The organism is Kushneria phosphatilytica, from assembly GCF_008247605.1.
GTDB classification, from domain to species: Bacteria; Pseudomonadota; Gammaproteobacteria; order Pseudomonadales; family Halomonadaceae; genus Kushneria; species Kushneria phosphatilytica.
In genome coordinates this window covers 2,935,169-2,950,382 of the sequence record NZ_CP043420.1, presented here as the reverse complement: position 1 = coordinate 2,950,382, position 15,214 = coordinate 2,935,169, and the positions used below count along the sequence as shown (strand labels likewise).

Sequence of the window (15,214 nt, the reverse complement as noted above, 5' to 3'; positions counted from 1 at the left end):
CGAGGCATGGATTTCATTGTGCTGACAATTGATCGACGCGCCGGGAAGGCGTTGTCAGGCACTGTCGTTTCGAAAGAAAGGATTGGGTGGTTGTCATGCTGCGGACCGCTTCCATGTTAACACGGTTCGAATATCGCTTGGCGGAGCGTTTGCTCGAGGCGCCCTGGCTCACGCGCTCATCGCGAAAGCAGCGTCTGACCATGCATCTGTTCCGCCGCTGTGCCAGAGCCGGTCATGTTGATGCCCTGTCCCGTTATGGGACAATGCTCTTTCATCGTGGGGCTTCGCCTCAGGACAAGGCTGCCGGTGCTCGTTTTGTGATCAGGGCAGCCGAGGCCGGTGATCCTCATGCCCAGTTTCAGGCCGGCTGTATTTATGAGCGCGGTTGCGCTCAGTTCGTCCGGCGTGAGGATCGGGCCGTGACCTGGTATGCGCGAGCTGCTGAAGCCGGTCACGAAGAAGCAGTCCGTCGCCTTGCTCAGGCCTATCGTCACGGTGAACTGGGACTGCCCAGGGATACGGATCGTGCTGGTGACTGGGAGCAGCGTCTGCATGCACACGCCTTCCAGCTGGAAGGAATGGTCGCCGTGACGCACTGACCAGTCTGCCTGTCACACATTGAAAGGGGGAGAAACGCTGACCGTTTCTCCCCCTTTCATTGCATTATATTGTGGCCTGTGGCGTTGCTTCGTTCAGGCGCCCGATACCTTCAACAGCAGCTTGCCAGTGCTGTCGTTGCTCTCCAGATAGCGCATGGCAGTATCGGCTTCCTGTATCGGCCAGGTACGATCTACCAGCGGCTTTATGCGGCCGCTATCGATTAACGGCCAGACATGGGTGTGCAGGGCATCCATCACACTGCCCTTGCTGGCCGGGGAGCGCGAACGCAGGGTCGAGCCGATCAGACGCTGACGACCGATCAGCAGCCGGCCCAGATCAATCCCGGTGTCACGTCCTCCCATGAAGGCGATCAGTACGATGCGACCCTCGGTATTGAGCACCTGCTGATTCCAGCCCAGATAGTCACCTCCCACCGGGTCGAGAATGACATCGACGCCTCCCCACTGGCGCACGGCCTCGACGAAGCTGCCATCGTGGCGATTCCAGCCATCATCGGCGCCCAGTGAGCGACAGGTGTTCAGCTTTTCCTGACTCCCGACGGTGACATAACAGGGGTGGCCGAAGGCATGACAGAGCTGGATGGCAGCGGTTCCCACACCACTGGCACCGGCATGTAACAGGACACGCTCACCCTCGCTCAGGCGGGCCTCCATGAACAGGTTGAGCCAGGCAGTCGCGAAGACCTCGGGCAGCGCTGCGGCCTGTTGCAGGTTGAGCGACTCGGGAATGCGTAGTACCTGTGCCTCGCTGACCACGACCTGCTCGGCGTAACCGCCGCCGGCAAGCAGGGCGCAGACCCGATCACCGACCCGAAAGCGCTCTACCTGTGGACCGAGCTCGCGGACGATACCGCTGACTTCCAGGCCGAGAATTTCGGAAGCCCCCGGCGGCGGCGGATAACCACCATCACGCTGCATGACATCGGCACGATTCATGCCGGCCCAGGCCACCTCGATCCGAATCTCGCCGGCCTTCGGCGCTGCAGGATCGGGTTGTTCCTGCCAGGCCAGTTGCTGATCCGTGACGGCAATCGCATACATGGTCTTGAACTCCTCTTGAACTGAAAGGGAAAGCCGGTCGCCACGGCAAGCGTGTTCAGCGTAGGTCAGCTCTATCGAGACGTCATGCCTGTTTCAGTCGTGATCAGCCGATCCAGCAGGGTGACCGGATCATGCTCGACAATCAGGCGCTGACGGGTCTGGTGGTTGAGAAAACCGGCGTCCACCGTGGTATCCAGAAACTGCAGCAATGGGGTGAAAAAATCATGGGCCTGCAGCAGACCCAGACGCTTGTCATGCAGACCCAGATATTGCCAGGTCCAGGTCTCGAAAAACTCTTCCAGCGTACCGATACCTCCGGGCAGAACCACGAAAGCATCGGCACGCTCGGCCATCTGTGCCTTGCGGGTATGCATGTCAGGCACCTCGATCAGCTCGCTGAGTCCGCGATGTGCGACCTCGCGTTCGACCAGCTGGCCGGGGATGATGCCGGTGACCCGGCCACCGGCTGCCAGCACGGCATCAGCGCACCGTCCCATCAGGCCGGTACTGCCACCGCCATAGATCAATCGCCAGCCGCGTCGGCCGATCTCTCGACCTACGGCTTCGGCCAGTTCGCGCCAGCAGCCATGATGGCCGTCCCGCGACCCCATATAGATACAGATGGCAGTCATGCCGGTACTCCGAATCGGAAGGTGTCTCGTCAGGCCACGCTGGCGGCGACCTGCGGATAGTGTTGGTCGATCCATTCGCCGATGGCATTGTGATCGCTGATGTGATGCGCATACTGGGTATGCAGGCAACGTACCTGCTGCCAGTCGGCAATGCCGCCGACACCTCGCTCGGTCAGGGCGCGGGTGAAGCCTGCTGCGTCAATGTCGGCACGGGTGGCATCATCAATATACTGCCAGCGGCGGGCAATATAGGCTTCGTGACTGCGCCGATAGGCATCGCGCAATGCGGTATCTTCACGCAGCCGGGCTTCCAGAGCCTTGATCACGCCCTCGGCTTCGAGGCGCGAAATCTCGATGCGTAGCGTGTCACTGGAGAGCCAGTAAAGTGTGGGGAAGGGCTTGCCATCGACCAGCGAGGCTACGCGTACGGCGAGAGGCGTGCCCTGGCCATCCACGGCAGTAATGGCCTGCAGACCTCGTGGCGTGCGACCGAGCTGCTGATGAATTATCTCGAGCTGGAGGGCACTGGGCGTGTCATCGGTACGCTGGATCATGACGGCAGTAATTCCGTGAGAAGCGGATAAATGGCGCGATGGTGCAATTATACCAGGTTGCTGCATTCACGGCAGAGGGAGAGGGGAAATGGCTGAACAACACAACCAGGGCCATGCCGAGGGCTGCGCACTGTGTGGGCGCTCAGCTTCCCTGACCCGGCATCATCTGATTCCACGTTCACAGCATGGTCGACGTCGCTTTCGGCGGCGCTTTTCGCGGGAGACCATGCGAGAGTCGATTCTCTGGATCTGTCGCCCCTGCCACAGCCATGTGCATCGAGTGCTGGGCGAACGTGAGCTGGCCGAGCACTATCATAGCCGTGAAGCATTGTTGACCCATCCGGACATTCATCGCTTTGCAGACTGGCTGTCAGACAAACCGGCCGGTTTCAAGCCTCGTTCTTCCCAGCCTCGCTCTCGCTGACTCGTTTGATGAATCTACAACAGTCTCAGGTCATTGCGATCCTGCCAGGCCTGCTCGATGGTCGGGGTCAGCGGTATGCGCAAATGCTCGGGCAGTGCCGCTGCCGCTTCGTCCGGAGATTCATGGTGACGCAAACGTATCCAGACATAGCCCCAGGCAGCGCACTCGGCTGAGGTCCGGGGTCGCGGGCGTGCCGGCATCTGGGTCAGCAAAAAGATCGCGGCGCGCGCTGCCCACAGGGGCGGAGGAGTCTCCCGACGCCACTGTTCGAGCGTGGACATGCCCGGGTCACTCTCCGGTGTGCCCAGTTTCGCGACCCGAGCGGTATCCGCCAGGATGATCCCCAGCCTGGCGACCGAAGCATCCCCCAGTGTCAGCCAGTGGTCGATGACTTCCGATAAGCCGCGCATGGCCGTGGCATAGAAACCGCTGTCCGACATGCAAGGTCCTCATTGGTTCACAAGCCCTGATAGGATGTGGTGAATGTCCGTCCCGGAGCAAGCCCGACCATGAGTTTCGATTTCACGACACCGCTGGATCGCCGTCGCTTTGCCACGACCAAATGGCAACGCTATGACAAGGATGTGTTGCCCCTGTGGGTAGCCGACATGGATTTCGCCGTGGCGCCCGCCATTCGCACGGCGCTGGCCGAGCGGCTCGAGCATCCGGTTTTTGGCTACACTCAGCCGAGTGATGAGCTGCGTGATGCATTGTGTCAGTGGAGCGCTTCACATTATGACTGGTCGATCGAACCGCACTGGCAGCACTGGTTGCCCGGAGTGGTGCCGGCTCTGCATGTAGCGGCGCTGACCCTGACCGAGCCGGGCGATGGCGTGTTGACGGTGACGCCAATCTATCCCCCCTTTCTGAAAGTGGGCGAGAATACCGGGCGTCAGACCCGCACGGCTCCGATGCAACCGCCGACCGAGACCTCCCCGCGCTGGACGCTCGATTTCGCAGCGATGGAAGCTGCCGTGACGCCCGAAACGCGGCTGTTGCTCTGGTGTCACCCCCATAATCCCACCGGACGCAATTTTACCCCAGCCGAACTTGAGCAACTGGCCGATTTCGTGGAACGCCATGATCTGCTGGTCTGTTCCGACGAGCTGCATTGCGATCTGATCCTTGATGCCGATACACCGCACCGGCCGCTGGGTCGTGTGGTGCCGAGGCTGGCCCCGCGTCTGATCACGCTGTGGGCGCCCTCAAAGACCTTTAACGTGGCCGGGCTGACCAGTGCCTGTGCCATCATCAGCGATGAGCGTCTGCGCAAGCGTTTCAGACGTGGCTGTCTGGGGCTGATGCCGTCGGATAATGTGATGGGTGAAACGGCCGCAGAAGCCGCCTTTCGTCATGGTGAGTCATGGCGTCAGGCGTTGCTGGCGCAGTTGCGTGATAACCGAGCGCTACTGGAGTCGTTTGTTGCACGCTGGCCGGGGGTGAAAATGGCATCGCCCGAGGCAACCTATCTGGCCTGGCTCGATCTGCGTCAGGCCGAACTGGGTAATTCGCCTCAGCAAGCGCTGCTGGAACACGCTCGTGTGGCGCTCTCGGATGGCGCCGACTTCGGCTGGCCGGGCTTTGTCCGGCTCAACTTCGGTACCGAACGCACTCGCCTCGAAGAGGCACTTGAGCGCATGGATGCACTGCTGGCCGCACGCTGATCAAAAGAAAGGCCCCGATCACGAGATCGGGGCCCCTGGCGTGGCGGTAGCCGAAGAGATCAGTAGAGCAGGGTGAACATGCGCCGCCGATAAGTCACGGTCAGCGGGTGATCATTGCCCAGAGCGTCGAAGACGCGCAGCAGGGTCTTGCGCGGTGCATCATCGTTGTAGCTGCGATCACGCTTCATCAATTCGATCAGCTGCTCCAGACCGGATTCGTAGTCGCCATCGGCAATGGTCCGCATGGCGCGTTTGAAGCGGGCCTCGCTGTCATCACGATCCCCCAGCGCTTCGACTTCCTCGGCGCTCGGTGCTTCCTGTACGAAGTCGAGCCTGGCTCGTACGCCGCGGGCGCGATGGCCATCACGATGTTCCGGCGGCAGATTGTCGAGGATTTCCAGCGCCTGCTCGCGATCATTTTCCGCAGCCAGCACATTGGCCAGATCAATGCGATACTCATGATCGTTGGGCTGTTCCTCGATCAGCTGCTGATAGAGTGCCTTCGCTTTGGCCGTGTCACCAGCTTCCAGGGCGGCTTTCGCCTGCTCCTCTGTACTTTCTCCGGTGGATTCGGGGGCTTCGAGATAGCGTCCCAGCCATTCGCGGATCTGCCGCTCCGGCAGGGCGCCCTGGAAGTGATCGTAAAGCTGACCCTGCATGATCAGCTTGACATCAGGCACCGAGCGGATGCCCAGCTGTGCAGCGATCTGAGTATTCTCTTCGGCATTGAAACGGGCCAGTACAAAGGCGCCAGCATACTCGCGCGCCAGTTTTTCAAGTACCGGCGAGAGATTGCGGCTCTCTTCGGAACTCGGACCCCAGCTGGCCAGCAGTACCGGTGTCGACAGTGAGCCTTCCAGCACCACCTGCTGGAAGTTCGACATGTCGACATCCACGATGATCTGGCTGTCATCGACACTGGGCGCGGCACCACTCTGGCGCTGGGAAGAGTTGTCGGGCGGCGTCATCGGTGAGCCGGTCCGGGGGTCGACGATCTGCATGGCTTGCAAACCCTTGTCAGCGGATTCATGTAGGTGGAGGCGATGGAACCCGAGTCCGTCGGCTTCATCACCGCAGTCATGTCTTCGGTAATAATGGTGAAGCGGTAGAAATTCAAGGCCGGGCCAGTGATCAGGCGACAGAGGCAAGGCCGTTAGCCGACTAGTGAATTTTCAGTGCAGCTTCTCTACGCTGAGTGAACGGGAGCCATGAGCCACTCCGGTTCATGCCTTAAGCAGGAGAGAGAGCATGCAGCTTCGTGAGCTGACCGATCGGGTAGCACTGATTACCGGCGCTTCCAGTGGCATTGGTGAGGCCGCTGCACGGGCGCTGGTCGCCGAAAACGTCCGAGTCGTTCTGGTCGCCCGCTCCAGGGAGAAGATTGAAACCCTGGCAAGCGAGCTGGGGGAGCGGGCCCTGGCGGTACCTACCGATGTAGGAGATCCCGCTCAGGTCGAACAGCTGTTCGCTACCATCCGCCAGCACTTCGATGGTCTTGATCTGGTCTTCAACAATGCCGGCGTTGGTTACAACGGTGCATTCGAGCAGAGCGATCCGGAAGAGTGGCGCAAGACCATAGATGCCAATCTCTATGGCGTGCTGTATTGCACCCAGCAGGCCATCCCGCTGCTGCGTGGTCGTGAAGGGGCAATGATCAGTACCGTTTCCAGCGTGGGCGGTCGGTACGGCGTGCCGGGCTGGTCGGTCTACTGTGCGACCAAGTTTGCAGTGGTGGGCTTTCATGACACCCTGCGCAAGGAGCTTGGCAGTGAAGGCATTCGCGTGTCGTTGATTGAACCTGGTGCGGTCTATACCAACTGGGGCTACAACGTTTCGGAAGCAGCCATGAAGGAGCGCCGCGACAAGGTCGATGCACTGCATGCCGATGATATTGCCAATGCGCTGGTGTATGCGTTCGCTCAACCAGGGCATGTCAATCCGCAGGAACTCCTGATCATGCCGACCAAACAGGTCTCGCCCTGAACACTGGAAACGGATCGGAAGAGCACACCCGAGCGCGATGGTGGGCAAGGGGGCTGGCAGCAGTGCTGGCCCTGCTCGTACTGTTGCTGCTTGGTCCGGCTTCGCTACTGATGACCGGACAGGTGGCCTTCGAAGGAAACTGGGCGACAGCCAGTCATTCAAGGGAAGAGCAGCTGGCGCCGGATCCGGCCACCACGCCTGAAGCTGTGGTACAGGTCTATGGCGCTCGGGCCTTCGAGTGGCGCGGTGCCTTTGCAATGCATACCTGGGTGGCCGTGAAGCCACGACATGCCGCTCAATGGGTCAGCTATGAAGTCCAGGGGTGGCGGCGTCCCACAGTGCGTGAACGCGATGGTTTTCCTGATCGTCAGTGGTATGGGCAGCCCCCGCAGTTATTGGGAGAAGTGCGTGGAGAGCGAGCGCAGCAGGCCATCGAGGAATTGCGCTCTGCTGTGCGGAATTACCCCTGGTCACAAACCTATCGTATCTGGCCGGGTCCCAACAGCAACAGCTTCACGGCCTGGGTGTTACGCCAGGTACCGGAGCTGAATATCGAGTTGCCCGCGCTGGCACTGGGCAAGGATTATCTGGTGGACAGCGAGGATCGCGCGGCTCGTTTTCTGGCACCGACACCCAGTGGTAGTGGCTACCAGCTATCGCTGTTTGGGGTGGCAGGTGTCATGCTGGCGCGGGAAGAGGGGCTGGAATTCAATCTGCTGGGACTGGTCTTCGGGATCGATCCCCATGATGGCGCACTCAAGTTGCCCGGTTGGGGAAGCGTCGTGGTGATGCCGTCCTGGGCAGAGCAATAGGATCGTCACTTTGTTTGAGTGACTCGAGTAGCTACCTGGCATGAAAAAAGCCGATACCCAAAGGTATCGGCTTTCATCGAATCTTGGTAGCGGGGGCCGGATTTGAACCGACGACCTTCGGGTTATGAGCCCGACGAGCTACCAGGCTGCTCCACCCCGCATCGACGTGCGATGTATATTACGCTTTTTTGACGCGACGTCAACCACTTTCGTCGTATGTCATGTGTCGGAAGATTCAGGCCAGCAAAGTTGTTCCATCAGCCTATCGAGCTGAGGTGCGATGTGCTGCCAGCTTGCGCTGGTAATCGGACCGTTGGCCAGGAGCTGACACTGCAACTGATCCAGTTCGTCATGCAGGGTCAGATCCGAACCCATACCATCATTGAGACGCGCGACCTGAACATCCAGGCGGCGTGAGGCATCGGCATTCTCGATCGGAGCACCGGCCAGTACGGTCAGATAAACCCTGAGGTGGGCCAGCCATTCTTCAGCATGCTCGGCTGTCACCGTGTGGCGTGCGGTATTGCGATCCGCATGGGCCTGACGCGCCTGAGGTGAGAGTCGCAGTGTCTGCGGCGGCTCGACCGGCGTTGGCGACTGCCCGGCAAGCTGCTGATCATCGGCCGCGACGTGGGCTTGCAATAGCGGTGTCCATTGTTGCCAGCGCGCATGCAGACTTTGCAGTTCAAGTGTTTCCAACCGAGCTTCGCGATCGCGCACAATGCCATTCCAGCGCTTCTGCATGCCGTTGGCGCGATTGCCGGACGGTAGCGGAGTGAGTTCCTGTGCTTCCTCAAGCGCCTCATCCAGAACCCGACGCTCCTCGGCGCGCTCAGGCTGCCAGGCGTCGATACGTTCGATCAGCGCCTGCATGGCATCCAGGCGAGTGTCCTGCTGACGACGTCGTTGCTGACGCTGCTCGTCACGGATGGCAAAAATGCTGTCGCAGATACGGCGAAATTCCTTCCACAGTGCCTGCTCATCACCGCGAGGCGCTCTGCCGAGTTCACGCCACTGGCGCTGGAGCGCCTTGGTCTGTTCGGCGCGCTCAACGGCCCCCATATCGCTTTGTTCGAGCGTTCGCGCCTGTTCAACCAGTTCGCGCTTGGCATCACCGACAGCACGTGCCTGCTGATCGATCACACCTTGCAGGGTTCGCATGGCCTTCGAGAAGCGACGCTTGAGTTCTTCGCCTTCCTCGCGGGGCACCGGCGCGTACTGCCGCCACTCCTCACGAGCACGATCACGGATGGCACGCAGCTCATCGGGATCGCTGATGGCATCGGGCTGTGCCAACAGGGTTTCAATCTGCTCGCACAGGGTGTGTCGGTGCGCCAGGTTATCCTGGCGTAACCGATCCCGCGCAGCATGAAAATCACTGAGCTGTTCACGAACGCGGTCGGAAGCCGAACGAAAACGCTGGGCCAGCTCTCGGGTAGCGGCTGCGCTCCCCAGAGCTTTCCACTCATTGACCAGACGACGGTGACGCTGGTCGCGGGTACGTTCATCGAGCTCGTTGGCTGCCAGGGTTTCCATCGCTTCGCAGAGTTGTTCGCGTTTGGGGGCAGCGGCAAAATTGCGCCAGTCGCGCAGCTCCAGAACCCGGGCACCCAACTGACGCAAACGAGCGCCATGGGAGGAGCGTTCGGCCGGGTCAAGCCGTTGCTGGCGCTGCTGCAGACTGTCATGCAACCTGGTTGCCCGGTTCAGATCTCCCTGTTCCAGGCAGTGTTCAAGTTGTTCCAGATCATCGACGAAACGCTCGTCACCAGGATAATGGCCATCGGTTGCGCTGTGATCCGATGAGGTGTCGTCAGCGGTGGCCGACGCTGACTCCGAGGGTTGGGACAGCCGTCGCTGTGCATCCTGCAGACTGGCCGGTTGCGGAAGCCCGTCGGGCCAGGCGATGTGCCCGCAGAGCGTGGTCAGAGCGAGATGATCCTGTTCGGAAAGAGCCTGCTCAAGTGCATCGGCATGTTCGCAATAACGCTGCCAGGCCTGCAGAATGGCGCTGTAGCGGCTTTGTCGATGCTCGAAACGCTGTTGTAGATCGGCTTCGGGCGAGTGGCGGTCGGTCAGTTCGCGCCAGCGCTCATCATGTAGCTGACGCTGAGCGCGCAACCAGTCGATATCCTGAGCGGTGAGTGTGCTCTGCTGAGCGAAGCGTTCCAGTGTCTCTCCGAGCGCCTCGACAATCGCCTGTGCGTCGGCCTCGGCCTGTTCGCGTGCCTGCTGATTGCGATGACGTGCCTGCTCCGTCTCGATACGTTCACTGGCCTGCTGTTCGAATTCATGAAAGCGCTGACGCTGATCTTCCTCGGCGTCTTCTGCCAGCGACGCCCATTCACGCTGTAAATGCCGCAGGCGGGCAGCATACATGGGCTCCCAGCGAGCTCTGGCAAGCTGGCCGAGTTGTTCGATCAGAGTTTCGCGGCGTTGAAAGCGCTCGTCACGCTCGCGCAGGCGGTTGCGCCGTTCGGACAGGCGCTCGCGCGCCTGGCGGGCGATATGGCGATCACGGCGGGATTCCCTGGTCAGACGCTCCAGCCCGGTATCGCTTTCGACGCGCGCTGCTGCTGCGCGTCGTACCGCGGCAATGCCATTGTGACAGGCCTGCTCGACCAGCCGATCCTCGTCTTGCAGCCGCGCCAGTGCTGCCAGCCGCAATTGCTGATTGTCTCCCTTGTAGGCCAGCTCGGACAGCAGGTCGGGATCATGCAGGCGCTCGATCAGCGGCAGGCGTTCCTCGAGTGGCGGCGCCGCCGCTTGCTGACCGCTGATCAGGCTGACAAGTCGACGACGTTGCTCCGGGTCATCCAGCGAATCATTGCTTTCAAGCCAGGCACGGGGATCGCCGAGACGGTCGAGTGCCGCACGGCGGACGTTGTCGTCGGCATCGTCAAGCAGCTGGCGGAGCGTATCATGATCCTGCTCGGGGTCGAGCCGATCAATCGCCGTGCGGCGCACCCGTGGGTCGGGGTGGCGCCAGCGCGGCGCAAACAGGCGTTGCAGAAATCCGGACATGAAGGAGGTGTTCTTCCGAAATGCAGGCGATGGAGCCCATCATGGGTCGCAGCAGGCGACGATGATGGTGTGGCGCTCCGAAACCCTGTCATCTAATCATGTCAGGCGCCGTCATGAAAGGGCGGCGTCGCTGCTTGCAGACACCTGACAGCGAGCGATACAGGCCGTATGATCAATGGCATCTGAAGCCACCCTCGCTTTAGCATTCATGACAATCTTTACCGATGGGAGCCGGGCATGAGTCTCAAGGTGGACAGGGCTGAGGTCGCCTTCACGTTCAAGGGTGGCATGCTGCCGATGACAGTGATGGAGCTGGCGACGGCCGATCCCGAGCGTGTAGCGACTCAGCTGGCCGGCAAGCTCAATCAGTCACCGGCCTTTTTTCAGCATACGCCGGTGGTATTGAGCGTGGAGAAGCTCGATGCTCCTCATCTGGCTCTGGAGCGGCTTTGTGCGGTCTGTCGCGAGCATAAGCTGTTGCCGGTAGCCGTGCGTGGCGGCAGCGATGGCATCAAGCAATCGGCCTGGGCACTGGGACTGGGCTGGTTTCCACCCCAGGAGCTTCGTGCCGCTGCGTCGGCAGCGGCCGTGCAGGACGAGCCATCCGAGCCGGTTGGAGAGCGTGAGGCGTTTGATGCGCCGGCACTGGATGGTGGGCGCATCTTTCGGGGGACGGTGCGTTCAGGGCAGCAGCTCAGTGCACCCCATGGCGATCTGGTCATTGTCGGTGCGGTCAACGCCGGCGCGGAGATCCTCGCGGCAGGCAGCGTGCATGTGTATGGCCCGCTGCGTGGTCGAGCCCTGGCCGGCATTCACGGTAGTCGCGATGTCGGTATCTTCTGTCACGAGCTGCATGCCGAACTGCTGTCGATTGCCGGCAACTACAAACGACTCGAGGATATCGATGTCGAACTGCTGGGCGCCAATGTGGAGGTGCGTCTGCTCGAGGATCAACTCAATATTCGGGCGCTGCTCTAACTGCTGCCATCCGGCGCTCATCGCTCCCGTGGCTCATGTTCAACCCGTGACAACAGGAAATGCATTTTGGCCAAGATCATCGTAGTGACCTCCGGCAAGGGCGGAGTCGGCAAGACCACCAGTGCAGCAGCCATCGCCACGGGACTGGCGCTTCGTGGCAACAAGACCGTCGTCATCGATTTCGACGTGGGTCTGCGTAATCTTGATCTGATCATGGGCTGCGAGCGTCGCGTGGTCTACGACCTGGTGAATGTAATCCAGGGCGAAGCCGGCCTCAATCAGGCTCTGATCCGTGACAAGCGTACCGAGAATCTTCACATTCTTCCGGCCTCGCAGACCCGGGACAAGGATGCGCTCACCATGGAGGGCGTCGAGCGGGTACTGGAATCGCTGTCGGAAGAGTATGACTATATCGTCTGTGACTCTCCTGCCGGGATCGAGCGGGGGGCGCAACTGGCCATGTATTACGCCGATGAGGCCATTGTCGTGACCAACCCGGAAGTGTCTTCGGTTCGCGATTCCGACCGAATCCTTGGTCTGCTGGCCTCCAAGACCCGCCGTGCCGAGCAGAATATGGAGCCGGTACGTGAGCGGCTGCTGATTACCCGTTACGATCCCAACCGGGTAGACACCGGCGATATGCTCAATCTGGAGGATATCCAGGAAATTCTGGCCATCAAGCTGGTGGGATTGATTCCCGAATCGGAAGCGGTACTGCGAGCCTCCAACCAGGGGGTGCCGGTCACCCATGACCAGCAGAGCGATGCCGGTCAGGCCTATGCTGATACCGTGGCCCGACTCATGGGAGAAGAGGTGCCGTTGCGTTTCCATCAGGCACACAAACGCGGTTTCCTGAGCCGAGTGTTCGGGGGAGGTCGTCGGTGAAGCTACTCGATTTTCTCAAGGGTGAGCGCAAGAAGTCCGCTTCGGTTGCCAAGGAGCGCCTGCAGATCATCGTGGCGCATCAGCGCAGCCAGCGTGATCAGCCGGATTACATGCCAATGCTGGAGCGTGAGTTGCTGGAGGTGATCCGTCGTTATGTCGAGGTGGATCAGGATGCCATTAATATCAGCCTCGACAGCGAGGACAACTGCTCGATACTCGAACTCAACGTGACCCTGCCCAACCGCTCCTGAGTCCGGCCATGCCGGACCCGGGGCGGCCGGGGTCTGCCTGTCGACCGTCTGACGGATAACTGCCGTTGTCATCCACGTTCCTCTTTCACGATTACGAGACCTTCGGCGCCGATCCGCGGCGCGATCGTCCGTCCCAGTTCGCGGCGATTCGCACCGACGAGGCGTTCAACGAAATCGGTGAGCCGGAAGTTTCTACTGTCGACCGGCGGATGATTATCTGCCGCATCCTGTGGCCTGTCTGCTGACCGGCATTACCCCTCAGCAGGCCGCCCGCCGGGGGCTGCCCGAAGCCGAGTTTGCCGGTCGCATCCAGGCGCTGATGCAGCAGCCGGGCACCTGTGCGCTGGGCTACAACACCCTGCGCTTCGACGATGAAGTCACCCGGCATCTGTTCTATCGCAACCTGATCGACCCCTATGCCCGCGAGTGGCAGAACGGCAACTCGCGCTGGGATCTGATCGATGCCGTACGCACCTTTTATGCCCTGCGTCCAGAGGGGATCGAGTGGCCGAAACGGCCCGACAAGGCCCCCAGCTTTCGACTTGAGGATCTCACTGCAGCCAATGGCATCGAGCACGGCGATGCACATGATGCGCTGGCCGATGTGCGCGCGACCATCGCCATGGCGAAACTGCTGCGGCGCTGCAACGAGAAGTTGTTCGATCATTTGCTATCCCTGCGTGACAAGCACCGGGTAGCGGGACTGCTGGATGTCGAGGCGCGCAAGCCGATGCTGCATATCTCGCGCCGCTACCCCGCGTCCCGGGGCTGCAGTGCATTGATCGTGCCTCTGGCGCGCCATCCGAAGAATCCCAACGGGGTGATCGTCTACGATCTGTCGGTTGATCCGACGCCGCTGTTCGAGCTTGATGTCGAGGCTATTCGGGCGCGGGTGTTCGCCAGCAGCGATGAGCTGGCCGAAGGCGAGACCCGCATTCCGCTCAAGGTGATTCATCTCAATCGCAGTCCGGTGGTGCTGCCGATCAGTACGGTGGATAGCCGGGTGGCCGAACGTCTCTCGCTGGATCGATCGACCGCGGAGTCGCACTGGCAGTGGCTGGCCGGTCATGACGAAGTGGCGGCCCGGGCCGCGGCGGTATTCGATAGTGAGCCCGCGGCGCCGGCCGATGATCCCGATCTGATGCTTTATTCGGGTGGCTTCTTCTCCACCAGTGACAAGCGCGAAATGGCGCGGGTCCGCGATACCGATCCCGATACACTGGCAGAGCTGCAGCCGGCCTTCCAGGATGGACGACTCGAAGAGATGCTGTTCCGCTACCGGGCGCGCAGCTATCCCGAGACGCTGAGCAGTGAAGAGCGTGAACGCTGGGATCAGTTTCGCTGGGAAAGGATGAACTCTCCCGGCACGTCTTCGCTGACGCTCTCCGGCTTTGCTCGTGAGATCGAGCGTCTCAATCAGAGCGACCTGGCAGAGGGGGATCGTCAGCGCCTCGAAGAGCTGGTGATGTTCGTTGAGGCGATGATGCCTGCCCAGGCGTTTGAATGATCGGGCCACTCTCACGGCCCGAATGATTCGCCTATTGGGCTTCGTTCCTGAGATGCATGGGGCCGGTGGGCCAGGCGCATTCACGTCCCTGATTGGCCGGATTGTTGACCCGCCGGGATACGGGAAACAGCCCCAGCTGTTCATTGGGCGCCGGCGCCAGCATCTGACGTGCCTGCGCCTGCGGGGTTTGGGGATCAAGCCAGTCCCGCGCTTCGTGCGTCCCGATCAGAGCCGGGAAGCGATCCGTCACCGGAGTTAGAAAGGCGTTGGCTGCTACTGTGATCAGCGCCAGGGAATCGAAGGCGGTAGTGGCATCACTGAAGTAGCGGCACCAGATAGCGGCCAGCATGAAGGGCGTCCGGCGGGGCGTGGTAACCAGGAAGGGTTGTTTCATGCGTGGCTGCTCTTTCCACACGTATACCCCCGAGACAGGCACCAGACAGCGCCGGGCAGCAAAGGCCTCGCGGAACATGCGTCGCTCATCGAGCGATTCCGCCCGGGCATTGTGAGGAGCGTGATCGAGCACTTCGAGCCAGCCCGGTGTCATGCCCCAGAACATCGGCACGGCCTGCAGGGTGCCATGTTCCAGGCGCACTGCTGTCAGATGGCGACGAGGCGCAAGGTTGGGAGATGTGATCCAGTTGCCATGAGTCTTCAATTGCGGCAGCAGGGCGGTGGGATCGAACTGATCGATATGAAGTCGGCCGGCCATGGAAATCACTACAGTAGGATGTCGGCGACATGAACGTGAGGTTTCACGACAGATCGCATCCGTTTCTATGGTCTACACCATATCAAATGCACTTGCGTTTGGGGCCTGGGTCGATATGCTGTACGAA

The 15,214-nt window shown here is 61.0% G+C and carries 15 protein-coding genes, 1 tRNA gene and 1 pseudogene; 9 read left to right on the top strand and 8 right to left on the bottom strand.

Annotated elements, in window-relative coordinates; all coding sequences use genetic code 11:
• Positions 1 to 95 precede the first annotated feature (95 nt).
• Positions 96 to 599 carry a tetratricopeptide repeat protein gene (locus FY550_RS13570; protein ID WP_070978239.1) on the top strand — a complete coding sequence of 168 codons (504 nt, stop codon included), beginning with the start codon at positions 96 to 98 and terminating at the stop codon, positions 597 to 599.
• Between the two features lie 93 nt (positions 600 to 692).
• On the opposite strand, the gene FY550_RS13565 is transcribed toward FY550_RS13570, so the two are convergent.
• The 3 genes from FY550_RS13565 to FY550_RS13555 all read right to left on the bottom strand — a co-directional run bounded on the left by FY550_RS13565 (position 693) and on the right by FY550_RS13555 (position 2,847).
• Positions 693 to 1,661, bottom strand: coding sequence for an NAD(P)H-quinone oxidoreductase (locus FY550_RS13565; RefSeq protein ID WP_070978240.1), 969 nt, complete (start codon positions 1,659 to 1,661; stop codon positions 693 to 695).
• Between the two features lie 71 nt (positions 1,662 to 1,732).
• Entirely contained in the window at positions 1,733 to 2,293 is a 561-nt protein-coding gene (locus FY550_RS13560) for an LOG family protein (RefSeq protein ID WP_070978242.1), read from the bottom strand.
• 29 nt (positions 2,294 to 2,322) lie between these two features.
• Positions 2,323 to 2,847 (bottom strand): DUF501 domain-containing protein, encoded by a 525-nt coding sequence (locus FY550_RS13555; RefSeq protein ID WP_070978243.1) that lies wholly within the window; start codon positions 2,845 to 2,847, stop codon positions 2,323 to 2,325.
• An 88-nt stretch (positions 2,848 to 2,935) separates the two neighbouring features.
• On the opposite strand from FY550_RS13555, the gene FY550_RS13550 reads away from it, so the two are divergent.
• A complete protein-coding gene (locus tag FY550_RS13550) occupies positions 2,936 to 3,271 on the top strand; it encodes a hypothetical protein (RefSeq protein ID WP_070978244.1) in 336 nt (111 codons plus the stop codon).
• A gap of 14 nt (positions 3,272 to 3,285) precedes the next feature.
• On the opposite strand, the gene FY550_RS13545 is transcribed toward FY550_RS13550, so the two are convergent.
• Complete coding sequence (locus FY550_RS13545; protein WP_070978245.1) at positions 3,286 to 3,711, bottom strand: hypothetical protein; 426 nt, start codon at positions 3,709 to 3,711, stop codon at positions 3,286 to 3,288.
• A gap of 69 nt (positions 3,712 to 3,780) precedes the next feature.
• On the opposite strand from FY550_RS13545, the gene FY550_RS13540 reads away from it, so the two are divergent.
• A complete protein-coding gene (locus FY550_RS13540) occupies positions 3,781 to 4,935 on the top strand; it encodes a MalY/PatB family protein (RefSeq protein ID WP_070978247.1) in 1,155 nt (384 codons plus the stop codon).
• A gap of 59 nt (positions 4,936 to 4,994) precedes the next feature.
• Here FY550_RS13540 and FY550_RS13535 read toward each other — a convergent pair whose 3' ends face one another.
• Complete coding sequence (locus FY550_RS13535) at positions 4,995 to 5,936, bottom strand: tetratricopeptide repeat protein (protein ID WP_070978249.1); 942 nt, start codon at positions 5,934 to 5,936, stop codon at positions 4,995 to 4,997.
• 247 nt (positions 5,937 to 6,183) lie between these two features.
• On the opposite strand from FY550_RS13535, the gene FY550_RS13530 reads away from it, so the two are divergent.
• Both FY550_RS13530 and FY550_RS13525 read left to right on the top strand, forming a co-directional pair.
• Positions 6,184 to 6,918, top strand: a complete 735-nt coding sequence (locus FY550_RS13530; RefSeq protein ID WP_070978253.1) for an SDR family oxidoreductase — start codon at positions 6,184 to 6,186, stop codon at positions 6,916 to 6,918.
• Positions 6,919 to 6,980: 62 nt separating this feature from the next.
• Positions 6,981 to 7,730, top strand: a complete 750-nt coding sequence (locus tag FY550_RS13525) for a DUF3750 domain-containing protein (RefSeq protein ID WP_070978256.1) — start codon at positions 6,981 to 6,983, stop codon at positions 7,728 to 7,730.
• A gap of 84 nt (positions 7,731 to 7,814) precedes the next feature.
• Here the strand turns inward: FY550_RS13525 and FY550_RS13520 are convergent.
• Positions 7,815 to 7,891: transfer RNA gene (locus tag FY550_RS13520), tRNA-Met, on the bottom strand.
• A 58-nt stretch (positions 7,892 to 7,949) separates the two neighbouring features.
• A complete protein-coding gene (locus FY550_RS13515; protein ID WP_149054596.1) occupies positions 7,950 to 10,754 on the bottom strand; it encodes a DUF349 domain-containing protein in 2,805 nt (934 codons plus the stop codon).
• Positions 10,755 to 10,991: 237 nt separating this feature from the next.
• Here FY550_RS13515 and minC point away from each other — a divergent pair, with 237 nt between their 5' ends.
• From minC to sbcB, 4 genes and pseudogenes are all read left to right on the top strand, one after another.
• The gene (minC, locus tag FY550_RS13510; protein WP_070978260.1) at positions 10,992 to 11,732 is read left to right on the top strand and encodes a septum site-determining protein MinC; all 741 of its coding nucleotides are present in this window, start codon (positions 10,992 to 10,994) and stop codon (positions 11,730 to 11,732) included.
• A 66-nt stretch (positions 11,733 to 11,798) separates the two neighbouring features.
• Positions 11,799 to 12,617, top strand: a complete 819-nt coding sequence (gene minD / locus FY550_RS13505) for a septum site-determining protein MinD (RefSeq protein ID WP_070978262.1) — start codon at positions 11,799 to 11,801, stop codon at positions 12,615 to 12,617.
• Complete coding sequence (minE, locus tag FY550_RS13500) at positions 12,614 to 12,868, top strand: cell division topological specificity factor MinE (protein ID WP_070978264.1); 255 nt, start codon at positions 12,614 to 12,616, stop codon at positions 12,866 to 12,868. Before minD ends, minE begins: the two co-directional genes overlap by 4 nt.
• A 65-nt stretch (positions 12,869 to 12,933) precedes the next feature.
• A pseudogene (gene sbcB / locus FY550_RS13495) lies at positions 12,934 to 14,375 on the top strand (exodeoxyribonuclease I).
• 31 nt (positions 14,376 to 14,406) lie between these two features.
• On the opposite strand, the gene FY550_RS13490 reads toward sbcB, so the two are convergent.
• On the bottom strand, positions 14,407 to 15,087 hold the full coding sequence (locus FY550_RS13490; RefSeq protein ID WP_070978269.1) for an SOS response-associated peptidase: 681 nt from the start codon (positions 15,085 to 15,087) through the stop codon (positions 14,407 to 14,409).
• Positions 15,088 to 15,214 lie beyond the last annotated feature (127 nt).

Coding starts and splice junctions, on each gene's coding strand:
- FY550_RS13570 (WP_070978239.1), top strand. CDS start 96: ATGCTGCGGACCGCTTCCATGTTAACACGGTTCGAATATCGCTTGGCG.
- FY550_RS13565 (WP_070978240.1), bottom strand. CDS start 1,661: ATGTATGCGATTGCCGTCACGGATCAGCAACTGGCCTGGCAGGAACAA.
- FY550_RS13560 (WP_070978242.1), bottom strand. CDS start 2,293: ATGACTGCCATCTGTATCTATATGGGGTCGCGGGACGGCCATCATGGC.
- FY550_RS13555 (WP_070978243.1), bottom strand. CDS start 2,847: ATGATCCAGCGTACCGATGACACGCCCAGTGCCCTCCAGCTCGAGATA.
- FY550_RS13550 (WP_070978244.1), top strand. CDS start 2,936: ATGGCTGAACAACACAACCAGGGCCATGCCGAGGGCTGCGCACTGTGT.
- FY550_RS13545 (WP_070978245.1), bottom strand. CDS start 3,711: ATGTCGGACAGCGGTTTCTATGCCACGGCCATGCGCGGCTTATCGGAA.
- FY550_RS13540 (WP_070978247.1), top strand. CDS start 3,781: ATGAGTTTCGATTTCACGACACCGCTGGATCGCCGTCGCTTTGCCACG.
- FY550_RS13535 (WP_070978249.1), bottom strand. CDS start 5,936: ATGCAGATCGTCGACCCCCGGACCGGCTCACCGATGACGCCGCCCGAC.
- FY550_RS13530 (WP_070978253.1), top strand. CDS start 6,184: ATGCAGCTTCGTGAGCTGACCGATCGGGTAGCACTGATTACCGGCGCT.
- FY550_RS13515 (WP_149054596.1), bottom strand. CDS start 10,754: ATGTCCGGATTTCTGCAACGCCTGTTTGCGCCGCGCTGGCGCCACCCC.
- minC (WP_070978260.1), top strand. CDS start 10,992: ATGAGTCTCAAGGTGGACAGGGCTGAGGTCGCCTTCACGTTCAAGGGT.
- FY550_RS13490 (WP_070978269.1), bottom strand. CDS start 15,087: ATGGCCGGCCGACTTCATATCGATCAGTTCGATCCCACCGCCCTGCTG.